Consider the following 21102-nt stretch of genomic DNA (forward strand, 5'->3'; position numbering starts at 1 on the left):
CCTGTGCTGCCACTACCCTCTTACGCGCTCCACATTACTCCACTTCACTCCCCCGTCAACGACATTCCGGCCTTTCGGCCACAATTTCGACACATTTTTTCTGGCGGCGTCCCGCGCCAACAAAGGGAAGGAGCCAAAGTGGGGCGCGGTGGAGGGCAGAAGGGGCCGGGTGGGGACCAAAAGGTGGGTTAAAAGGCGAAAGGCCCGCCGAAGCGGGCCTTTGTCGCGGAAACCGGGTGCCGGTGGTGTGAAGTGGAGGCGCTGCCGGTGGAGCGGGGTGGAGCAGGGTCTGTGGTCAGGCGTCCCCGCCGCGGTGCCGTTCTTCCCAGCGTTCCTCGAGGTTGCTCATGAAGGAGCTGCGGGGCTTGCCGGGTTTGCGGGGTGCTCCTCCGGTCTTGGCCTTGACGCCGCCGTTGCGCATGGTGGCGTAGTAGACGCCGCCGCCCATCACCACGAAGCCGAGGACCCCGACGATGATGTTCTGCAGCGAGACGCCGAGCAACAGCAGGAGGACGCCGGCGAGGGTGCCGAGGATTCCGATCACCAGGTGCCGGGTGGACCAGGAGCGGACCGGGTCCGATCCCATGGAACTGGCAAACTTGGGATCGTCCTCGTGCAGCTGCTTCTCAAGTTGCTCAAGCAACTTCTGTTCGTGCTCCGAGAGCGGCATCACGACCTCCTTTAATCCGCCAACGTCCGGATCTGACGCGGCCCTGTCCTACCTGCCCAACGTCCGGAACTCCCCGTCGGTTCCCGTCGTCCGCCATCGGACGACTGGCACCCTCGAGGCCGTTCACGGTCGCTTCCCCTGACACAGCCGGCAGTCCGAACGTTCCATCCAGCCGTTCGAAATCTACGTATAAATAAGGATAGTTTGTCGGGGCCCGTTCTGAAAGACGCCGAAAGTCCTCCGGCAACGCCCCGCCCGGGTCTCCGCCGCGTGGTCAGTCCGTACCCGGGGACGGGTCCAGCAGGCGGGCCGGAAGGACCGAGCTGGCGCCGAATTTCCGGGTCACCTTATCCAGGGCCTGCTCTGCGGCGCGCCAGTTGTCGTCCCGCCGGTCCAGGCTCAACTGCAGCGGCGCCTGCGCGGCCTCCTCCAGCTGTTCGGCCCGGATGCCGATCAGGCGGACGGCCATGGGGCGGTCCCCGACCGAGTCGAGCAACTGCACCGCCACGCCGTAGAGAAGCTGGGCGCTGTCCAGCGGGGTGCTGACGGTCCGGCTACGGGTAATGGTGGAGAAATCGGCGTAGCGCAGCTTGAGCGCGATGGTCCGCGCGTGCATGCCGGCGCTCCGGAGCCGTCCCGCGGTCCGGTGGGAGAGGCGCAGCAGCTCGCGGTGCAGCAGTGCCGCGTCGGTGGTGTCCACGGCGAACGTCTCCTCGGCGCCGATGCTCTTCTCCAGCCGCACCGGGGTGACCGGCCGCGGGTCGATGCCCCACGAGAGCCGGTGGACGTGTTCGCCGGTGGCGCCGAGGATTTTCCGCAGCGAGGGCAGCGGGGTGGCGGCAACATCGGCCACGGTGCGGATCCCCATCCGGGCCAGGACCTCGACCGTCTTGGCGCCCACGCCCCAGAGCGCGTTGACCGGCAGGGTGTGGAGATAGGGCACGGTCTCCTCCGGGGCGATCAGCAGCAGCCCGTCCGGCTTGCAGCGGGTGGAGGCGATCTTTGCCACGAACTTGCTGGCGGCGATGCCCACCGAGGCGGTGATGCCTAGCTCGGCCGAGACCCGGCGTCGGATCAAGGCGCCGATCTCCCGTGGCGGGCCCAGCCGGCGGATGGCGCCGCCGACGTCGAGGAACGCCTCGTCGACGCTGAGCGGTTCCACCAGGTCGGTGATCGAGCCGAAGATGGCCATGATCTGCCCGGACACTTCGTAGTAGAGCTTGTGGCGGGGTTCGATGATGACCGCGGCCGGGCACATCCGTGCGGCGAGGGCCATCGGCATGGCCGACTTGACGCCGAACTTGCGTGCTTCGTAGGAGGCGGAGAGGACGACGGACCGTTCCCCGGGGTAACCGACGATCACCGGCTTGCCCTTGAGTTCGGGCCGGGTCCGGAGCTCCACCGAGACGAAGAAGGCATCCATGTCCACGTGCAGGATGCTGCTGCCGCGCAGCTCACGCAGCGCATCGGCGCTCAACGCCGTTCCGCCGGATGATCCGCTGCCCGTTCCGGCACTGCTGCCGCTCTCCTGCCCCACCGGATCAATCCTAGCCGCAGGGCCTGACTAAACTGGAGGCTGGATCCGGCATCAACACCAGGAGGAATGTCTTCGTGAAGGTAATTGGAGAGCGTACACGGGCCGTGGCCGCAGTCGCCGCGGCAGGGGCCCTGCTGGCCCTGACGGCCTGCACCTCCGGGGCGGGAGCGCCGGCCGCATCCTCGGCGGCCGCTCCGGCACCCACCGCGACGGCCTCCGTCACCGCCTCCCCGAGCCCGTCCGCCACGCCGGGCACCTCCGCCACCGTGGGTGCCCTGGTGGCCGGCTTCCCGCAGCAGCTCCTGCCGCTGATGCCGAACGCCAAGGTGGAATCCAGCAGCTTCGACAAGACCGGCTCCCCCGCCACCGTCGCCCTGGTGGGCAAGGTATCTGCGCCGTCCTCCGACGTCGTGGCCTATTACACCCAGCAGCTGGAGGGCCAGGGGTTCAAGGCCGTCCCGGGCGAGAAGGTCGGCGCCGTGGCGTCCAAGGACTTCGTCCGGGTCGACAACGAGACCGTTAACCTCGCCGTCGTCGAGGCCTCCGGGGTGTCCACCTTCACCATCGGCGCCAACGTCGCCCCCGGGTCCGTCAAGTGAGCCTGGCCGAACAACTCCGGGACGAACAGGCCGCCTACGTTGCCGCCGTGGCCGGGAAGCTCACCGAGTTCCTGACCGGGCGGGCCGCGATCATGTCAACCATCTCGCCGGACATCGACCCCCTGATGGGGTCCATCTCCAACCTGGTCACCGGTGGCAAGCGGCTCCGGGCGCTGATGTGCTACTGGGGCTGGCGGGGCGCCGGCGGAGACGCCGCCGCCGCCGAGGTGATCACCGCGGGCTCGGCGCTGGAGCTGTTCCAGGCCGCGGCGCTGATCCACGACGACATCATTGACCGCTCCGACACCCGGCGCGGCGGCCCCAGCGTGCACCGCCGCTTCAGTGAACTGCACGGCGAGCAGGGCTGGGCCCTCGATCCCGAACGCTTCGGCCACGCCGCCGCCATCCTTACCGGCGACCTGTGCCTGTCCTTCAGCGAGGAATCCTTCACCGAGATCGGCAACCGCGCCGCCGCCGGCAGCCGGGCCCGGCTCATCTTCAACCTGATGCGCGCCGAGGTCATGGCGGGCCAGTACCTGGACATCCTCGAGGAGGTCGCCGGGCCGCGCCGCGACCGGGCCGGTGCCGTCAGCCGGGCGCAGTCCATCATCCGGTTCAAGTCCGCCAAGTACTCCACCGAGCATCCGCTGGCACTGGGCGGTGCGCTGGCCGGCGCCACCGATGCCCTGCTGCGCGGTTACTCGGCCTTCGCCCTGCCGCTCGGCGAGGCCTTCCAGCTGCGCGACGACGTCCTGGGCGTGTTCGGGGACCCGGTGACCACCGGCAAGCCCGCGGGCGATGACCTCCGCGAGGGCAAACGCACTGTCCTGGTGGCTTTTGCCCTGGAGATGGCCACCCCGGAGGAGTCCGGGTTCATCGACGCCCGGCTGGGCAGTCCGGGCCTGGGGGACGACGACGTCGAGGAGATCCGCCGGATCATCGTCGAGTGCGGAGCCCTGCAGGCCACCGAGACGCTGATCGAGGAATTCGGCCAGGCCGCCTTCGACGCGCTGGAGTCGCTCGAACTGGACGAGCTGCCGAAGACGGCCCTGCGCCGGCTCGCCGAGGCCGCCGTCAGCCGCGCGGCCTGACGCGCGTTAGCGGCAATAACAGCGACGACAGCACCGAGGACAACAGCAGCGTCAACAAAAAAGCGAAGGCCGTGCCCCTGGCAGAGTGACTGCCCCGGGCACGGCCTTCGCCGTTGACGCTGAAAGTTGATCCAGGAAACCGCCTCTGCGGTGCGCTACCAGGCCATCGTCTGGGCGCGGCGGCGGATCTCGGTCTTGCGGCCCTCGCGGAGGGCGTCGATCGGACGGCCCCGCAGGGATTCGTCCGCAGTGAACAGCCAGGTAATCAATTCCTCATCCGAATAACCGGCGTCGGAAAGGACCACAATGGTGCCCTTGAGGCTTTCCACCGCGTGGCCGTCCTGTATAAACGCCGCGGGCACGGAGCGGATGCGGCGGTCTCCCACCCGGATCGCCGCCAGCGCACGCTCGTCCAGCAGCGCATGAACCTTGGTGATGGAGACATTCAGCAGCTCGGCAACATCGGGCAGGGGCAGCCATTCGCCTACAAGGCTTTCTACATTACTCACGCGTCAAGAGTGCCATGTCGGGACGTATTGCGCCTAGTCAGCCGCGTCCCGGACGGTAATTCACCCCGCTCCGCAGCACCCGTCCACGACACACCCACAAAACGGTTTTACGGAATGTCAAACAGTTCTTGTGCTATTTCCCAATTCATGAGAGATTCACATAGATCACATTTGTAACTGGGGTATCTAGAGTCACACTGGCAACACCAGTAACACCGGCCTGACCTGCAGCGTTCGCCGCTGAGAAGAGGATCTTTCCCATGACGACGTCCCGTGCGCCGAAGCCAACCCCTAGGCCCGGCCTCCCGCTGATCGCGGCCACGACGGCGGCCCTGCCCGCCGTCGTCCTGTCTTCGCTGGCGATCGCCCAACCGGCCGCCGCGGAATCCCGGCCGCGCGCCATCCCGGCCACCTTGGCCGCCGCCATGAAGGCCCAGGCCGCCGGGCTCACCGCCCAGGCCCTGCCGTCCGCGATTATCCCGGCCGCCGCCGTCTCCACCACCATCCCGGCGGCATTCCAGCCGGCCCAGGCGCCCGCCCCGGCCGAGTACACGATTTCCCGCGGCGATACCGTCAGCGCGATCGCCGGCAAGTTTGGCCTGGACACCTACCAGGTCCTGAAGCTGAACAACATGCAGCCGAACTCGATCATCTACCCGGGCCAGAAGATCAAGCTCAGCGGCAACGCGGTCGCCTCCCCCCAGGCCCCCGCCGCGCCGTCGGCCCCGGCCCCCGCTCCCGCCGGCGGCCAGTCCTACACCGTGAAGTCCGGCGACACCCTCAGCGCGATCGCCGCCCGCAGCGGCGTCCAGCTCTCCGATGTCCTGAACTGGAACGGGCTGAACATGCGCTCGATTATCTACCCGGGCCAGCAGATCAAGGTGGGTGGCGGTTCCGCCCCCGCCGCCCCGGCACCGGCGGCCCCCGCCCCGGTGGCAGCCCCCGCGCCGTCCGCACCCGCGCCGGCACCGGCCCCCGCCTCCGGCTCCTACACCGTGAAGTCCGGCGACACCCTCTCCGGTATCGCGGCTAAGAACGGCGTGAAGCTCGCCGACATCCTCTCGGCGAACCGGCTGACCATGAGCAGCATCATCTACCCGGGCAACAAGCTGGTCATCCCGGGTGCGGGTTCCTCCACCACGGTCAACCCGAGCTCCAGCACGCCGCCGGCCACGGTCACGCCGCTGGTCCCGAGCACCTTCCTCGGCTTCAGCTACCCGGAGGCCGTGGTCAGCTCCGCCAACGCGAACAAGGCGATCCTGAACGCCTCGCCGGTGCCCAGCACCGCGCAGATGAAGCAGATCGTCGCGGACACCGCGCGCCGGATGGGCGTCGACCCGTCCCTGGCCATGGCCTTCGCTTTCCAGGAGTCCAGCTTCAACCAGCGCTCGGTTTCCCCCGCCAATGCCATTGGCACCATGCAGGTCATCCCGTCCTCGGGACAGTGGGCCTCGGACCTGGTGGGCCGCAAGCTGAACCTGCTGGACCCGTACGACAACGCCACGGCCGGCGTCGCCATCATCCGCCAGCTGGTCCGCACCAGCAAGGACCTGGACACCGCGATCGCCGGTTACTACCAGGGCCAGTACTCGGTGAGCAAGAACGGCATGTACGACGACACCAAGGCGTACGTCGCGTCCATCAAGCGGCTGCAGCAGCAGTTCAGCTGACCACGGCTTCGCGCGGGGCTGAGCCCTCCGTCGCGTAACGATACGGGCCCGGATTGCATGTCAATCCGGGCCCGTTTCTGTGCAGAACGTAGGATCGAATGGTGCAGGACTACACTTCGGATGCTCTCGTCGGGACCCTCGTGGACAACCGGTACCTGGTTCGCTCCAAGCTGGCCAGGGGCGGCATGTCCACCGTCTACCTCGCAACGGACCGCCGCCTGGAGCGGGATGTGGCGCTCAAGGTCCTGCACCCGCACATGGCCGGGGACCCGCAGTTCCTGGACCGCCTGGGCCGGGAGGCGAAGGCTGCGGCCCGGCTCTCCCACCCGCACGTGGTGGGCATGCTGGACCAGGGCGAGGACGGCCCGCTGGCCTACCTGGTCATGGAGTACATCAAGGGCCACACGCTCCGGGACATGCTCAAGGAACGCGGCGCCCTCACGCCGAGGCTGGCCCTGGCCTACATTGACCCCGTGGTTGAGGGCCTCGCCGCCGCGCACGCCGCCGGGCTGATCCACCGTGACGTGAAGCCGGAGAACGTCCTGATCGCCGACGACGGCCGGATCAAGATCGGTGACTTCGGCCTCGCGCGGGCCGTCACGACGTCGACCAGCACCGGCGCGCTGATCGGCACGGTGGCGTACCTCTCCCCCGAGCTGGTGATGGGCCGGCAGGCCGATGCCCGCAGCGACATCTACTCCCTGGGCATTATGCTCTACGAGATGCTCACCGGCCGGCAGCCGTTCGACGGCGAGGTTCCCATCCAGGTGGCCTACCAGCACGTGAACTCCAGTGTGGGCGCGCCCTCGCTCCTGGTGCCGGGACTGGCCGGAGAAATCGATGAGCTGGTGCAGTGGTGCACCGCCAACGACCCCGACAAGCGCCCGGTGGACGGGCAGGCCCTGCTCTCCGAGCTGCGCCACATCCGGACCAACCTCAGCGACGCCGAACTCGACCTGCAACCGCCCGCCGCCCGTCCGCTCTCCCCCGCGCTGCCCGCTGCCGCGGCCGGAGCCGCTGGTACGGCCGCGGGTGCCGCTGCGGGCGCCGCTGCCGACGACGGCGGGGCGCACACCGAGTTCCTCGGCGCCCTTCCGCAGCCCACCGAAGTGATCGGCCGCGGCGGCAGCAACCCCACCACCGTGATCCCGGGAACGTCCCGTCCGCCGACCCGGGGAGCCGCCGCCGGCGGCTTCGGCCCGCTGACCGCCCCCGGCGACTCCGACGACGGCGACTCGCCCTACGGCGACTCAGGCGACAGCGGCTCCGGATTCGGGGCGGAGGCCTGGGCCGGGGACGCCGCCGCGCCGCCGGCCAGCAAGCGCGCCCAGCGCAAGCTGGACCGGGACGAGGAGAAGGCCCGCCAGCGGGCCGCCGCCACCCCCAGCCGCACCCTTCGGCCCGGCAACCCCCGCCGCCGCGGCCTGGTCTGGATCGTGGTGCTGGTGCTGGCGGCAGTCCTCGCCGCCGGGGCCGGATGGTTCTTCGGGATGGGTCCCGGCTCGCCCGGCACCGTGCCGCAGGTGGGCAACAAGACCGTCGCCGAGGCCCAGGCCCTGCTGCGGACGGCCGGTTTCAACTCGACCACCCGGGACGTCTACGACGACAGCGTCTCCCCCGGCCTGGTGGTCGGCTCGGAACCCCCGGCCGGCAAGGTCATCCGCAAGTTCGAAGCGGTCTCCCTGGCCGTCTCCAAGGGCCCGGAGCTCTTCCCGCTGCCCGGGCTGACCGGCAAGTCCCTGGACGAGGCGAAGACGGCGCTCAACGGCGCCGGCATGGCGCTGGGCCCGGTCACCCAGACCTTCGACGAGTCCGCCCCGGCCGGTGCCGTGCTGGCTCAGGACCCGGCCGGGGGCACGCCCGCCAAGCACGGCACCCCGGTGGGCCTGACAGTCTCCAAGGGACCGCAGCCCATCCCCGTCCCGGATGTGCGCGGCAAGGACCAAGACGCCGCCGCCAAGGCCCTGCAGGCCGCCGGGCTGCAACCCGTCGTCGCTCCCGAACCCGTCTTCGACCGCTCGGTGCCCAAGGGCGCCGTCGTCAGCCAGGACCCCGCCGGAGGCGCCACCCTCACCCGCGGCGGCTCGGTCACCCTGACCATCTCCAAGGGGCCGCGGATGGTGGACGTGCCCAGCTTCGTGGGCAAGCAGGCCAAGGAGGCCCGCGACGCGCTGGAGAAACTCGGCTTCAAGGTGCAGGTGGAGAACATCCTGGGCGGGTTCTTCGGCACCGTCCGGGCCCAGGACCCGGTCAACCGGAGCGTCCCGGAGGGATCCACCATCACCCTGACCGTGGTCTAGCCGGCCCGGCCAGGCCCGCCCAAGGGGACTTAAGCGCAAGGACCCCCGGCCGCCATCCTGCGGCCGGGGTCCTTGCGTTTAAGCTGGGCGGGGTCCTAGCGCTTGGCGAGGGATCCGGCCACGAGGAACGCCATCTCGAGGGACTGCATGTGGTTCAGGCGCGGGTCGCAGACCGACTCGTAGCGGTCCAGGAAGGCGTCCTGGTCGATCGGGTCCGCGCCGCCCAGGCACTCGGCCACGTCGTCGCCGGTCATCTCCACGTGCAGGCCGCCCGGCACGGTGCCGAGGCCGTGGTGGACCTCGAAGAAGCCGCGCACCTCGTCGATGACGTCGTCGAAGTTGCGGGTCTTGTAGCCGTTCGGGGAGGTGACGGTGTTGCCGTGCATCGGGTCCGTGACCCACAGGACCTGCGCGCCGGAGGCGGTGACTCGCTCCACGATGGGCGGCAGTTTCTCGCGGATGTTGCCGGCGCCCATGCGGGTGATGAAGGTCAGGCGGCCCGGTTCGCGGTTCGGGTCCAGCTTGTCGATCAGCCGCAGCGCATCGTCGCCCGTGGTGGTGGGGCCGAGCTTCACGCCGATAGGGTTGCGGACCCGGGAGAGGAAGTCCACGTGGGCGTGGTCCAGCTCGCGGGTGCGCTCCCCGATCCAGAGGAAGTGCGCGGAGGTGTCGTACGGCAGGCCGGTGCGGGAGTCGATGCGGGTCAGCGCCCGCTCGTAGTCCAGCAGCAGCGCCTCGTGGCTGGCGTAGAACTCCACGCGCTTGAGTGCCTCGAAGTCCGCGCCGCAGGAGGACATGAACTTGATGGCCCGGTCGATGTCGCGGGCGAGCGATTCGTAGCGGGCGTGCGCCGGATTCTCGGTGAAGCCCTTGTTCCACTGGTGCACCAGGCGGAGATCAGCGAAACCGCCCTGGGTGAAGGCCCGGATCAGGTTCAGGGTCGACGCCGAGGTGTGGTACGCCTTCAGCATCCGGCCGGCGTCGTGGGCGCGGGATTCCGGGGTGAAGTCGTAACCGTTGACGATGTCGCCGCGGTAGGCCGGGAGGGTCACACCGTCGCGGGTCTCGTCGTTGGAGGACCGCGGCTTGGCGAACTGCCCCGCCATCCGGCCCATCTTGATCACGGGCATGGCTGCGCCATAGGTAAGCACGACGGCCATCTGCAGGATGGTCCGGACCCGGGCGCTGATCTTGTCCGCGGTGGCGGCCTCGAAGGTTTCGGCGCAGTCACCGCCCTGGAGCAGGAACGCCTCGCCCCGGGCCGCGGCGGCGAGCCGTTCCCGGAGGATGTCCACCTCGCCGGCGAACACCAGCGGCGGCAGCACGGAGAGCTCCTTGACCGAGGCCTCGAAGACTGCCGGGTCGGACCAGGTGGGCTGCTGGGAGGCCGGGAGCTTCCGCCAGTCGTCCAGCCCGGGATAGTTGGCCGCTCCGCTCTGGGAGATGCCGGCGAAGGCGCCGGCTGCGAACGCGGGGGCCACGGGGGCGCCCGGCATCGGGGAGGAGGTGAGGGGGGACGTGGAGGGTGCGGATAGCTCAGTCACCCTCCTAGGATAGTTCGCCGGGAGCGGTTCAACGGCGCCGGGGCGTCAAAGTCCGGGCCCCTCCCGTCACACTGTTCCCGGCGCCTCCGGGCCCGGGCCGGGCTCCTGCGTGGGTGCCTCGGTGGCCTTGCCGGCGAGCCGGAGCTTGACGACGGCGGCGTACTCGTCCACGTACTCCTGCCCGGAGAGCCGCATCAGCTCGTACATGATCTCGTCCGTCACGGAGCGCTGGATGAGCCGGTCGTCCTCCATGCCGTAGTAGCGGCTGAAATCCATCGGCTCGCCGAAGATCATGCCGATCCGGCGGATGTTGGGGACCCGCTTGCCGATCGGCTGGACCTTGTCCGTGCCGATCATCGCCACCGGGATCACCGGGACGCGGGCCTGCAGCGCCAGCCGGGCCACGCCCACCTTGCCGCGGTACAGCCGCGCGTCGGGGCTGCGCGTGCCCTCGGGGTAGATGCCCAGCAGCGAGCCGTTCTTCAGCACGTCCATGCCGGCGTTCAGCGACTGGGCGGAGGCCGCACCCCCGGACCGGTCCATCGGCAGCTGGTTGGTCAGGCGGAAGAAAGCGGCCGTGAGCTTGCCCTTGACGCCCTTGCCGGTGAAGTACTCGGACTTGGCCAGGAACACCACCGGCCGGGGCACCATCAGGGGCATGAAGATGGAATCGGAGAAGGAGAGGTGGTTGGAGGCGAGGATCGCGGCGCCGCTGGCGGGAACGTTGTCCAGGCCCTTGACCCACGGCCGGAAGAGCGTCTTGAGGACCGGTCCGAGGACGAACGTCTTCATGAACCAATAAAACACGTGGTGTACCTCTCCGGCAGGCGTCTGGCCGGCCCTTCTTCGGGTCCGGCCAGGACTTCAATGACACCCTACTCTAGTGAGTTTTGTCCCGAACAGTGACACGATGGGCTCATGAGCGACAGCAGCACCCCCTCCCGGCCTGCCGCTTTCTCCTACCCCGGCCACGGCGCGAACGCGCGCACCGGCGTGGCCATCTGCCACGGCTTCACCGGCAGCCCGCTAAGCGTGCTGCCGTGGGCCGAACACCTTGCCGCCGCTGGCTACGCGGTGAGCGTTCCCCTGCTACCCGGACACGGCACGAACTGGCGGGATCTCGCGCGCCGGAGCTGGCTGGAATGGTACGGCGCCTTCGAGGATGCGTACCGGGAACTGGCCGCCACCACCGGTACCTGCTTCGTCGCGGGCCTGTCCATGGGCGGGACCATCGCGCTGCGCACCGCCGCCCGGAACCCGGTGGCCGGAGTCGCCGTCGTCAACCCGGGGCTGAGCTTCTACGACCGGCGCGTCCGCTACGTCGGCGTCCTCAAATATCTGCAGCGCACCACCGTTCCGCTGCAGGAGGCGGAGTCGACGGCGGCCGCCACCGACGACGGCGACTACTCGCTCACGCCGCTGCAGGCCGTACACCAGTTGCGCAAGCTCTTCTCGACTACGCTCCGGGAACTGCCCTCGGTCACCGCGCCGGCCCTGGTGTTCAAATCGGACACCGACGCCGTGGTGCCGGCCTCCTCGCTGGCCCTGCTCGAGCGCCGGCTGGGTCCGTCCGCACCGGAGGTGGTGCGGCTGCCGGACAGCGGACACGTGGCGACCCTCGATGTCGATGCGCCACTGATCTTCGAACGCTCGCTACGCTTCTTCCAGGACCACACCCCCGCCCCCTCAGGAACCCCGGAGCAGCCATGACGCCAGCGCCCGACCACTCGCCGTTCAGCCACCCCTTCAGCGGGGAGGGCCCGAGCGTCGGCGTGGTGGTGTCCCACGGCTTCACCGGCAGCCCGCACGGTGTCCGGGCGTGGGCGGAGTCCCTCGCACGGGAAGGCTACGCGGTGCGGATGCCGCTGCTGCCGGGCCACGGCACCAGCTGGCAGGAGCTGGCCCGGACGCGCTGGCAGGAATGGCACGCCGGCCTGGAGGCCTCCTACCTGGAACTGGCGGAAGAATGCGACCACGTGGTGGTGGCCGGACTCTCGATGGGAGGGGCACTGGCGTTGCGGCTGGCCGCCACCCACCCGGTGGCGGGCGCCGTGCTGGTCAACCCGGGCCTGGTGATCGACGATCCCCGCGCCCCGCTGGCCGGCTTCGTGCGCTTCGTCCTCAAGAGCACACCGGCGATCGCCGGGGACATCCTCAAGGAAGGCGTCGACGAGGGCGCCTACGCCCGCACCCCGGTGGCGGCCGCCTACGAGTTGAACAAGATGTTCAAGGACACGGTGCGGCTGCTCCCCCGCGTCACCGCCCCGGTGCGGGCCTACCGCTCCACGGTGGACCACGTGGTCTCGGAGGCCAGCATGACGGCGCTGCGCCGTGGACTGGCCAACGCCCAGCTGGAGGTAGTGCCGCTGAGGAACAGCTACCACGTGGCTACCATGGACAACGACGCGCCGCAGATCTTCAGCGGCACGGCCGAATTCATCCGCTCGATCGTGGCAGCCCACGAACCGGGCGCCAGCAGCAGCCAAGGAAGAAACGGCAGATGACGCATTCCGATCCCAAGTCCCCGGACCCGGATTCCGGCGCGAACCAGGACGATGCCGTCTGGCTGGACCTGGTGGCGCGGCTGGAGCAGACCGACTCGGGCCTGACGCCGGAACCCGTCGCAGGCGGGGAAAAGACAGGCGGAGAAGAGACAGCCGGGGGAAAAACTGGCGGGGACGGGACCGGCGGGGAAAAGACGGACGGAGACGGAGCCGGCAAGGGTGGCGCCGGCACCGGCGGGGATCCTGCCGGGCCGCGGCGCTTCAGCGACTTCGACCCGCTGGGCCTGGCCGCGCCGGGACCCGGATCAGCCCCGGGGTCTGCCCCCGCACCTGGCGGCGCGGCGGGCAGAGGGCCGCGGGACTACGAGGCCGACGACGACGGGGACGGCGAGTTCGTGCCGGAGGAGCCGCCGAAGCTCTCGGACACGGACCCTTTGACCATGCTGGCGTGGATCGGCGCGGTGGGCGGTCCGATTGCCCTGCTCCTCTCGGTGATGTTCTGGCGCTCGGCCCCGCTGCTGGCGATCATCGGCATGGTGGCCGCGTTCGCGGTGTCCGTGGTTTACCTGATCTCCAAGCTTCCGCACGAAAAAGACGAGTACGACGACGGCGCCCGGGTCTGACATGACCCGGAGCGGTACCGCTAGCTCCGCATCCGGCTGCTGACCCGGGACAGGTCGGCGGCGCCGATCAGGCCCGCGTTGGGGCCGAGCGCCGCGAGCTCGATCCGGGCCGCCGGGCGGAAGCCCCGCCCGGTGAGGTTGCGGGCGAAGGCCGTGCGGGCCGGGCCGACGAGCAGCTCGCCGGCATCGCAGAGCCCGCCGCCGATCACGAAGGTCCCCGGGTCCAGGGCGGCGGCCAGGTTGGCCAGGCCCAGGCCAAGCCACTCACCCACGTCCTCCAGCAGTTCACGGGCGGTGGGGTCCCCGGCCTTGGCCAGTTCGGTCACGGTGACGCCGGTGATGTCCCCGACGCGGCCGCCGACGGCCTTGAGCAGTTCCTGCGCCATCGGGGAGTTGGCGGCGGCAAGTTCACGGGCCTCGCGGCCCAGCGCATTCCCGGAGGCGTACTGTTCCCAGCAACCCCGGTTTCCGCATTCGCAGCGGTGGCCGCCGGGCTGGATGATCTGGTGGCCGAATTCGCCGGCGACGCCGAAGCGTCCGCGTTCCAGCCGGCCGTCCATCACCATCGCCCCGCCGATGCCGGTGCCCAGGGTGATGCAGACCAGCCGGTCCTCCCCGCGGCCGGCGCCAAAGCGCCACTCGGCCCAGCCGGCGGCGTCGGCGTCGTTGGTCAGCAGCACGGGCCGGCGCAGCAGCCGCTGCAGGTTCTCCCGCAGCGGCTCGTTCCGCCAGGCGAGGTGGGGGCTGAAGAGCACGGTGGCGCCGTCGAGGTCCATCCAGCCGGCGGCGCCGATGCCTACGGACCAGATCCGGTGCCCCTGGCCCAGCTCCTCGACCAGCTCCACGATCACCTGCTCCACGGCGCGGGGGTCGTTGCCGGGGGTGGACCGCCGCGCCTGCTTGAGGATCCTGCCCTCGGCGTCGACCACGCCCGCCGCCACCTTGGTGCCGCCGATGTCGATGCCGATCGCCAGGCCCTTGCGGCCCAGCCGGAGGTGTTCGCGGAAGCGGCCTGCCGGCTCGGCGCCCGGGCGGCGTGTGGTCCGGTGCCGCCACATGGGGCTCCGGCGGGACGGGGCCGGCTGCGGGCCCGGAAGTGGAGTGTGCATCGCTCCTCATTCTAGGGCCAGCCGCCCCACCGTCCCGGGGCGGCGCGGACCGCCGGGAGGCCCGCCGGGTGGCATTAGGCCCCCGCCGGCCGTAAAGTTACTGGCCAGTAGGTGAAGTGCGCCACACCCGTAAGAGGGCCGCGTACTAGTCTTAGTCGTACCCCTCGGGGGTTTACGGATATCAAAGGAGCTATCGTGCGAGAAATTATTGTCCCGCCCCTGGTCACCGTCCCGCCGGAGACAAACATCACCGACCTGGTGCTGCGCCAGGCGGCGAAGCAGTCCAACCCTGCACTGTTCTCCCGGCTCGACGCCGCCGGGCAGTGGCAGGACATCCGCGCCACCGAGTTCCTGGCCGACGCCTCCGCCCTCGCCAAGGGCCTGATGGCCAGCGGTGTGGGCGCCGGCGACCGGGTGGGCATCATGTCCCGCACCCGCTACGAATGGTCCCTGATCGACTTCGCTATCTGGTTCGCCGGAGCCGTGTCGGTGCCGATCTACGAGACCTCCTCCCCCTCCCAGGTCGCCTGGAACCTCGGCGACTCCGGCGCCGTCGCCGCGTTCGGCGAGTCCGCACACCACGAGGACATCATCCGCCAGGCCGCCACCTCCGAGGGCCTGACCGCACTCCGCCACGTCTGGCAGCTCGAGGGCGAGGCCCTGGACGAGGTCCGCGCCGCCGGCGCCGGGATCAGCGACGAGGAGCTGGAGCAGCGCCGCTCAAGCGCCGGACTCGCCGACCTGGCCACCATCATCTACACCTCGGGCACCACCGGCCGGCCCAAGGGCTGCGAGCTGACCCACGGCAACTTCGTGGAACTCTCCGACAACGTGCTGGCCACCTCCCTGGGCCTGACCGTCAACGAGGACGCCCGCACCATCATGTTCCTGCCGCTGGCGCACGTCTTCGCCCGGTTTATCTCGGTCCTGGCCGTGGCGGCCGGCGTGACCGTGGCGCACACCCCGGACATCAAGAACCTGTTGCCGGACCTGCAGAGCTACAAACCCACCTTCATCCTGGCCGTCCCCCGGGTCTTCGAGAAGGTCTACAACTCGGCCCTGACCAAGGCCGAGGACGGCGGCAAGGGCGCCATCTTCCACCGCGCCGCCGAGACCGCCATTGCATACTCCCGGGCCCGGCAGGACGGGAAGGTGGGGCTGATACTGCGCGCCAAGCATGCCCTCTTCGACAAGCTGGTCTACGGCAAGCTCCGCGACGCCATGGGCGGCCAGGTGGCCCACGCGGTCTCCGGCGGCGGCCCGCTGGGCGCCCGGCTGGGCCACTTCTTCCAGGGCATCGGCCTGCAGATCCTTGAGGGCTACGGCCTGACCGAGACCACCGCCCCGGTCACCGTCAACACGCCCTCGCTGATCAAGATCGGCACCGTCGGGGCGCCCATCCCGGGCAACGCGGTGAAGATCGCCGACGACGGCGAGATCCTCGCCAAGGGCGTCTGCGTGATGCGCGGCTACTTCAACCGGCCGGACCTGACGGATGAAGCGTTCATCGACGGCTGGTTCCGGACCGGCGACATCGGCCAGCTCGATGACCAGGGCTTCCTGACCATCACCGGCCGGAAGAAGGAAATCATCGTCACCGCCGGCGGCAAGAACGTGGTCCCGGCACTGCTCGAGGACCAGATCCGGGCCGACGCCCTGGTCTCCCAGGTGCTGGTGGTGGGCGACAACCGCCCGTTCATCGGCGCCCTGGTAACCCTGGACGAGGAGGCCCTCCCGGGCTGGCTGCAGCGCCACAACCTGTCCGCGTCCGGCGTGGCCGAGGCCGCGGAGCTCCCAGCGGTCCACGCCGCGGTCCAGGAGCTGATCAACCGGGCCAACCAGTCGGTCTCCCAGGCCGAGGCGATCAAGTCCTTCCGCATCGTCCCCTCGGACTTCACCGAGGCCTCGGGCCACCTGACCCCCTCGATGAAGGTCAAGCGCGCCCAGGTCCTCAAGGACTTCGACGCCGTCATCGAGGAGATGTACGCGGCCAGGCGCCCCACGCATGCCTGAGCCGCGGGCGCACCGGCCACAGCAGCCGGTGGCCAGCAACCGGTAACCAGAAACCAGAAAGGGCTCCCCCGGCGTCAGCCGGAGGAGCCCTTTCTGGTGCGTGGGTCCTACGCCCCGATGACCAGCAGCAGGTCCCCGCCCTGGACCTGTTCGACGGCGCCGACCGCCAGCCGTGCCACGGTGCCGGCCACCGGCGTCGTGATGGAGGCTTCCATCTTCATCGCCTCAATGGTGGCCACCGTGTCGCCCGCGTTCACCTTGTCCCCGGCCTTGACGGTCAGGGTGACGGCGCCGGCGAACGGCGCGGCCACCTGGCCCGGCTGGGAGGCATCGGCGCGCTCGGCGGCCTTGACGTTGCTGACCACGGACCGGTCGCGGACCACGACGGGCCGGGACTGGCCGTTCAGGGTGCACATCACGGTGCGCATGCCCTTCTCGTCGGGCTCGGAGACTGCCTCGAGCGAGGCGATCAGGCGGACGCCCTTCTCCAGCTCGATCTCGTGCTCGGCGCCGCGCTGCAGGCCGAAGAGGTAGTCGCGGGTGTCCAGGACCGAGAGGTTGCCGTAGGTCTCGACGCTCTTCTGGTAGTCCTTGGTGGGCCCGGCGAAGAGCAGACGGTTGAGGGTCTGCTGCACCGTCTTGGAGTCGCCCTTGAGCGCGGCGCTGTCCTCGGCGCTGAGCTCCACGTCCCGGACCTTGACGCTGCGGCCCTGCAGGGCCTTGGTGCGGAACGGTTCCGGCCAGCCACCGGGCGGGTCGCCGAGTTCGCCGGAGAGGAAGCCGATCACCGAGTCCGGGATGTCGTACTTCTGCGGGTTCTCGTTGAAGTCAGCCGGGTCGGCGTTGAGGCCCACCAGGTGCAGGGCGAGGTCGCCCACCACCTTGGAGGAGGGCGTGACCTTGACGAGCCGGCCGAGGATGCGGTCGGCCGCGGTGTACATGTCCTCGATGGCCTCGAAGCGCTCACCCAGGCCCAGCGCCATGGCCTGCTGGCGCAGGTTGGAGAGCTGGCCGCCGGGGATCTCGTGCTGGTAGACCCGGCCGGTGGGGCCGGGCAGGCCCGACTCGAACGGGGCGTAGACGCGGCGGACGGCCTCCCAGTAGGGCTCCAGGGAGCAGACGCTGTCCAGGTCCAGGCCGGTGTCCCGCGGCGTGTGCGCGAGAGCCGCGACCAGGGCGGAGGCGGCCACCTGGCTGGTGGTGCCGGCCAGGGAGGCAGAGGCGACGTCGACGGCGTCGACCCCGGCGTCCGCGGCCGCCATCAGGGTGGCCAGCTGACCGCCGGCGGTGTCGTGGGTGTGCAGGTGGACGGGGAGGTCGAAGCGTTCCCGCAGGGCGGTGACCAGCTTGGCCGCGGCTGCCGGACGCAGCAGGCCGGCCATGTCCTTGATCGCGAGGATGTGCGCCCCGGCGTCGACGATCTTCTGCGCCAGCTCCAGGTAGTAGTCCAGGGTGTAGAGCTGCTCCCCGGGATCAAGCATGTCCGAGGTGTAGCAGAGCGCCACCTCGGCCACGGCGGTCCCGGTGTCGCGGACGGCGCGGATGGCCGGGGCCATCTGGTTGACGTCGTTGAGGGCGTCGAAGATGCGGAAGATGTCGATGCCCGTCTTCGCCGCCTCGTTGACGAACGCCACCGTCACCTCCTCCGGGTACGGGGTGTAGCCCACCGTGTTCCGGCCGCGGAGCAGCATCTGCAGGCAGACGTTGGGCAGCGCCTTGCGCAGGGCCGCAAGCCGGTCCCAGGGGTCCTCGCCGAGGAAGCGGAGGGCGACGTCGTAGGTCGCCCCGCCCCAGGCCTCGACCGAGAGCAGCTCGGGCAGCAGCTTGGACACGGCGGGGCCGGCGGCGACGAGGTCGCGGGTGCGCACCCGGGTGGCCAGCAGCGACTGGTGCGCGTCGCGGAAGGTGGTGTCCGTGACGGCGACTTCGTTCTGCTCGCGCAGGGCGCGGGCGAAGCCCTCCGGACCGAGTTCCTGCAGCCGCTGGCGCGAGCCGGGGCGGGCCTCGGCATCGGGCAGCGCGGGCAGCTTTTCCGCCGGGTCGGTGTGCACGGTCAGCTCGCCGTTGGGCTTGTTGACGGTGACGTCGGCCAGCCAGGTCAGCAGCTTGGTGCCGCGGTCCGCGGAGACGCGGGCCTTGAGCAGCTCGGGACGCTCGTCGATGAAGGACGTGGCGACGTCGCCGGCGATGAAGTCCGGGTCGTCCAGGACGGCCTGGAGGAAGGAGATGTTGGTGGAGACGCCGCGGATGCGGAACTCGGCCAGGGCCCGGCGGGCGCGGGCGACGGCGGTCGGGTAGTCGCGGCCGCGGCAGGTGAGCTTGACCAGCATGGAGTCGAAGTGCGGGCTGATCTCGGCCCCGGAGTACACGGTGCCGCCGTCGAGCCGGACGCCGGCGCCGCCGGCGGAGCGGTAGCCGGTGATCTTTCCGACGTCGGGCCGGAAGCCGTTGGCCGGGTCCTCGGTGGTGATGCGGGACTGCAGGGCGGCGCCGCGCAGCCGGACGGTGTCCTGCGAGAGGCCGAGGTCCGCGAGCGTCTCGCCGGAGGCGATGCGCAGCTGGGCCTGGACCAGGTCGACGTCGGTGACTTCCTCGGTCACGGTGTGCTCGACCTGGATGCGCGGGTTCATCTCGATGAAGACGTGCTGGCCTGCCCGGTCCCCCACGGTGTCGACCAGGAATTCGACGGTGCCGGCGTTGACGTAGTTCAGGGCCTTGGCGAACTTCACGGCGTCACGGTAGAGGGCCTGGCGGATGCCCTCGTCCAGGTTCGGTGCCGGGGCGATCTCGATGACCTTCTGGTGGCGCCGCTGGATGGAGCAGTCGCGCTCGAACAGGTGCATGACGTTGCCCTCGGCGTCGGCCAGGATCTGCACCTCGATGTGGCGGGGCCGCAGGACGGCCTGCTCCAGGAACATGGTGGGGTCGCCGAATGCGGCGTCCGCCTCGCGCATGGCGGCCTGCAGGGCCTCGGGCAGCGCCTCCCGGGTGTCGACGCGGCGCATGCCGCGGCCGCCACCGCCGGCGACGGCCTTGGCGAAGACGGGGAACCCGATCTCATCCGCGGCGGCGATCAGTTCGTCGACGTCCTTGGACGGCTTGCTGGACTTCAGGACCGGGACGCCGGCCTTGCGGGCGGCCTCCAGGGCGGCGACCTTGTTGCCGGCCAGTTCCAGGACCTCGGCGGGCGGGCCCACGAAGGTGATTCCGGCGTCCGCGGCGGCCCGGGCCAGGTTGGGGTTTTCCGAGAGGAAGCCGTAGCCGGGGTAGATGGCGTCGGCGCCTGCCTCCTTGGCGACCCGGACCACCTCGTCGACGTCGAGGTAAGCGCGGACCGGGTGGCCCTCCTCGCCAATCAGGTAAGCCTCGTCGGCCTTTTGGCGGTGGATCGAGTTGCGGTCCTCGGTGGGAAACACCGCAACGGTCTTGGCTCCCAGCTCGTAGCTGGCACGGAAGGCGCGGATCGCGATTTCGCCGCGGTTAGCCACCAGAATCTTGGAAAACATACTTCTCCCTGCATCTTCGCGGGCGGTTCGGTAAGTGGTCACAGTTTCTAAGACGGTGGCGGCCAACACAAATCATTGTGGCCGTCATCACAGAATTATCCGTCATGTGCCCTGGAAGCGGCAGACGGCGTCCGCCGCCCTCCGGCACGGGGTTGTTCCGCGGCCGGGCAGCAGCGAAGACACGGCCCGGGGCACGGACTCATCCGTGGGCTGCGGCGCAGCCCGAGGGACCGGACTTCCGCCTCTGCCGGGGTGGATGAGGCGGGTTTATTGTGCGCCGCCGCCTATGATGGGTAGGTGGGTGGCGCATGTCCGCCCCGGCCCGGAGGAACGCACGGGCCGGCATGACCCAGTCTCGGCAACCGGCGTTAGGTATTGGTTTTCAAGTGCACGTAGTCAGCATCAGCAGCCTCAAAGGCGGAGTCGGCAAGACATCGGTGACCACCGGGCTGGCCTCGGCCGCCCTCGCCGCCGGCATCCCCACCCTGGTGATCGACCTTGACCCGCACGCCGACGCCAGCACCGCCCTGGGCGTCCGCGCCGGCGAGCAGCTGGATATCGGCCGCATGCTGAAGTCCCCGCGCCGCGCCCGCCTGGCCGAGAACGTGGTCCCCAGCGGCTGGCTGGAGCGCGGCAACTCCACCGCCGGAACCCGTGCCGGCAACAGCGAAGAATCCATTCTGGACGTCGCCGTCGGCTCCGCCTACACCGGCATCTACGACCGCCCGGACCTGGGCCGCCGCGACCTGCGCCGCCTCTCCACCGTCCTGGCCGGCGCCGACCGGTACGAGCTGGTCCTGATCGACTGCCCGCCGTCCCTCAACGGCCTCACCCGGATGGCCTGGTCCGCCAGCGACAAGGTGGCCCTGGTGGCCGAACCCGGCCTCTTCTCCGTGGCCGGCACCGAGCGCACCATGCGCGCCATCCAGCTGTTCCGCCAGGAGTTTGCCCCCGGGCTGATGCCGGCCGGCATCGTCGCCAACCGGGTCCGCTCGGGCTCGGCGGAGCACGCCTTCCGCCTCTCCGAGATGGACTCGATGTTCGGCGAACTGCTGCTCACCCCGCACATCCCGGAACAGGCCAACTGGCAGCAGATCCAGGGTGCGGCCCACGCCGTGCACTCCTGGCCGGGCGACTCAGCCAAGAACGCCGCCGGCCTCTTCGACGAACTGCTGGCGAACCTGCTGGGCAACCGTGGCGAACTCGTCGGCGCGGGCCGGGCCCGGTCCCGCAGCAGCCGCTGACGTTTGGCCCGCCGGGGCCGATTAAACGACAGAAGCGGGGGGGGGCCGGGGGGGGGCCCCCGCCGGGGTGGGCCCCGCGTCGACGGGGCGCGAGCGGTGGGAGCGGGTGGGTGGGCCCCCGACGGCGAGGGCCCCGCGTCGAAGCGGAGCGAGACGAGGGAGCCGGTCGGGTGGGCCCCCGAC

Annotated in this window: 16 protein-coding genes; 9 read left to right on the plus strand and 7 right to left on the minus strand. The window is 70.1% G+C overall.

Going from position 1 to position 21102, the window contains the following annotated elements; translation table 11 throughout:
• Positions 1 to 295: 295 nt before the first annotated feature.
• Positions 296 to 670, minus strand: a complete 375-nt coding sequence (locus ACFUCU_RS12990; protein ID WP_290258195.1) for a DUF3040 domain-containing protein — start codon at positions 668 to 670, stop codon at positions 296 to 298.
• Positions 671 to 944: 274 nt separating this feature from the next.
• Complete coding sequence (gene dinB, locus ACFUCU_RS12995) at positions 945 to 2147, minus strand: DNA polymerase IV (RefSeq protein ID WP_290258260.1); 1203 nt, start codon at positions 2145 to 2147, stop codon at positions 945 to 947.
• A gap of 134 nt (positions 2148 to 2281) precedes the next feature.
• Between dinB and ACFUCU_RS13000 the strand changes: the two genes are divergently transcribed.
• Entirely contained in the window at positions 2282 to 2806 is a 525-nt protein-coding gene (locus tag ACFUCU_RS13000) for a hypothetical protein (RefSeq protein ID WP_377973008.1), read from the plus strand.
• Positions 2803 to 3897 carry a polyprenyl synthetase family protein gene (locus tag ACFUCU_RS13005; RefSeq protein ID WP_377973009.1) on the plus strand — a complete coding sequence of 365 codons (1095 nt, stop codon included), beginning with the start codon at positions 2803 to 2805 and terminating at the stop codon, positions 3895 to 3897. The genes ACFUCU_RS13000 and ACFUCU_RS13005 overlap by 4 nt, the downstream gene beginning before the upstream one ends.
• Before the next feature lie 155 nt (positions 3898 to 4052).
• Here ACFUCU_RS13005 and ACFUCU_RS13010 read toward each other — a convergent pair whose 3' ends face one another.
• Positions 4053 to 4406, minus strand: coding sequence for an Rv2175c family DNA-binding protein (locus tag ACFUCU_RS13010; protein ID WP_377973010.1), 354 nt, complete (start codon positions 4404 to 4406; stop codon positions 4053 to 4055).
• A gap of 260 nt (positions 4407 to 4666) precedes the next feature.
• Between ACFUCU_RS13010 and ACFUCU_RS13015 the strand changes: the two genes are divergently transcribed.
• Both ACFUCU_RS13015 and ACFUCU_RS13020 read left to right on the plus strand, forming a co-directional pair.
• Positions 4667 to 6076 (plus strand): LysM peptidoglycan-binding domain-containing protein, encoded by a 1410-nt coding sequence (locus ACFUCU_RS13015; protein ID WP_377973011.1) that lies wholly within the window; start codon positions 4667 to 4669, stop codon positions 6074 to 6076.
• A gap of 98 nt (positions 6077 to 6174) precedes the next feature.
• Positions 6175 to 8376: a PASTA domain-containing protein gene (locus ACFUCU_RS13020; RefSeq protein WP_377973012.1), complete on the plus strand. Its 2202-nt coding sequence runs from the start codon at positions 6175 to 6177 to the stop codon at positions 8374 to 8376.
• Between the two features lie 95 nt (positions 8377 to 8471).
• Here ACFUCU_RS13020 and ACFUCU_RS13025 read toward each other — a convergent pair whose 3' ends face one another.
• Both ACFUCU_RS13025 and ACFUCU_RS13030 read right to left on the minus strand, forming a co-directional pair.
• On the minus strand, positions 8472 to 9872 hold the full coding sequence (locus ACFUCU_RS13025; RefSeq protein ID WP_377973040.1) for a class II 3-deoxy-7-phosphoheptulonate synthase: 1401 nt from the start codon (positions 9870 to 9872) through the stop codon (positions 8472 to 8474).
• Positions 9873 to 9986: 114 nt separating this feature from the next.
• Positions 9987 to 10727, minus strand: a complete 741-nt coding sequence (locus tag ACFUCU_RS13030; protein WP_377973013.1) for a lysophospholipid acyltransferase family protein — start codon at positions 10725 to 10727, stop codon at positions 9987 to 9989.
• A gap of 111 nt (positions 10728 to 10838) precedes the next feature.
• Here ACFUCU_RS13030 and ACFUCU_RS13035 point away from each other — a divergent pair, with 111 nt between their 5' ends.
• Genes ACFUCU_RS13035 through ACFUCU_RS13045 form a run of 3 tightly spaced genes read left to right on the plus strand, consistent with a single transcriptional unit; the run spans position 10839 to position 13047 of the window.
• Entirely contained in the window at positions 10839 to 11630 is a 792-nt protein-coding gene (locus tag ACFUCU_RS13035; RefSeq protein ID WP_377973014.1) for an alpha/beta hydrolase, read from the plus strand.
• A complete protein-coding gene (locus ACFUCU_RS13040) occupies positions 11627 to 12424 on the plus strand; it encodes an alpha/beta hydrolase (RefSeq protein WP_377973015.1) in 798 nt (265 codons plus the stop codon). The genes ACFUCU_RS13035 and ACFUCU_RS13040 overlap by 4 nt, the downstream gene beginning before the upstream one ends.
• Positions 12421 to 13047: a hypothetical protein gene (locus ACFUCU_RS13045; RefSeq protein ID WP_377973016.1), complete on the plus strand. Its 627-nt coding sequence runs from the start codon at positions 12421 to 12423 to the stop codon at positions 13045 to 13047. Before ACFUCU_RS13040 ends, ACFUCU_RS13045 begins: the two co-directional genes overlap by 4 nt.
• A 20-nt stretch (positions 13048 to 13067) precedes the next feature.
• On the opposite strand, the gene ACFUCU_RS13050 is transcribed toward ACFUCU_RS13045, so the two are convergent.
• The gene (locus ACFUCU_RS13050; RefSeq protein WP_364137875.1) at positions 13068 to 14156 is read right to left on the minus strand and encodes an ROK family glucokinase; all 1089 of its coding nucleotides are present in this window, start codon (positions 14154 to 14156) and stop codon (positions 13068 to 13070) included.
• Between the two features lie 195 nt (positions 14157 to 14351).
• Between ACFUCU_RS13050 and ACFUCU_RS13055 the strand changes: the two genes are divergently transcribed.
• Positions 14352 to 16169, plus strand: coding sequence for an AMP-dependent synthetase/ligase (locus tag ACFUCU_RS13055; RefSeq protein ID WP_364137877.1), 1818 nt, complete (start codon positions 14352 to 14354; stop codon positions 16167 to 16169).
• Between the two features lie 107 nt (positions 16170 to 16276).
• On the opposite strand, the gene ACFUCU_RS13060 is transcribed toward ACFUCU_RS13055, so the two are convergent.
• Positions 16277 to 19675: a pyruvate carboxylase gene (locus ACFUCU_RS13060; protein WP_377973017.1), complete on the minus strand. Its 3399-nt coding sequence runs from the start codon at positions 19673 to 19675 to the stop codon at positions 16277 to 16279.
• A gap of 386 nt (positions 19676 to 20061) precedes the next feature.
• On the opposite strand from ACFUCU_RS13060, the gene ACFUCU_RS13065 reads away from it, so the two are divergent.
• On the plus strand, positions 20062 to 20919 hold the full coding sequence (locus ACFUCU_RS13065; RefSeq protein WP_377973018.1) for a ParA family protein: 858 nt from the start codon (positions 20062 to 20064) through the stop codon (positions 20917 to 20919).
• The last annotated feature ends 183 nt before the right edge of the window (positions 20920 to 21102 follow it).

Origin of the sequence: Arthrobacter sp. NPDC057259 (assembly GCF_042668995.1) — a bacterium.
In the GTDB taxonomy this organism is placed as follows: Bacteria; Actinomycetota; Actinomycetes; order Actinomycetales; family Micrococcaceae; genus Arthrobacter.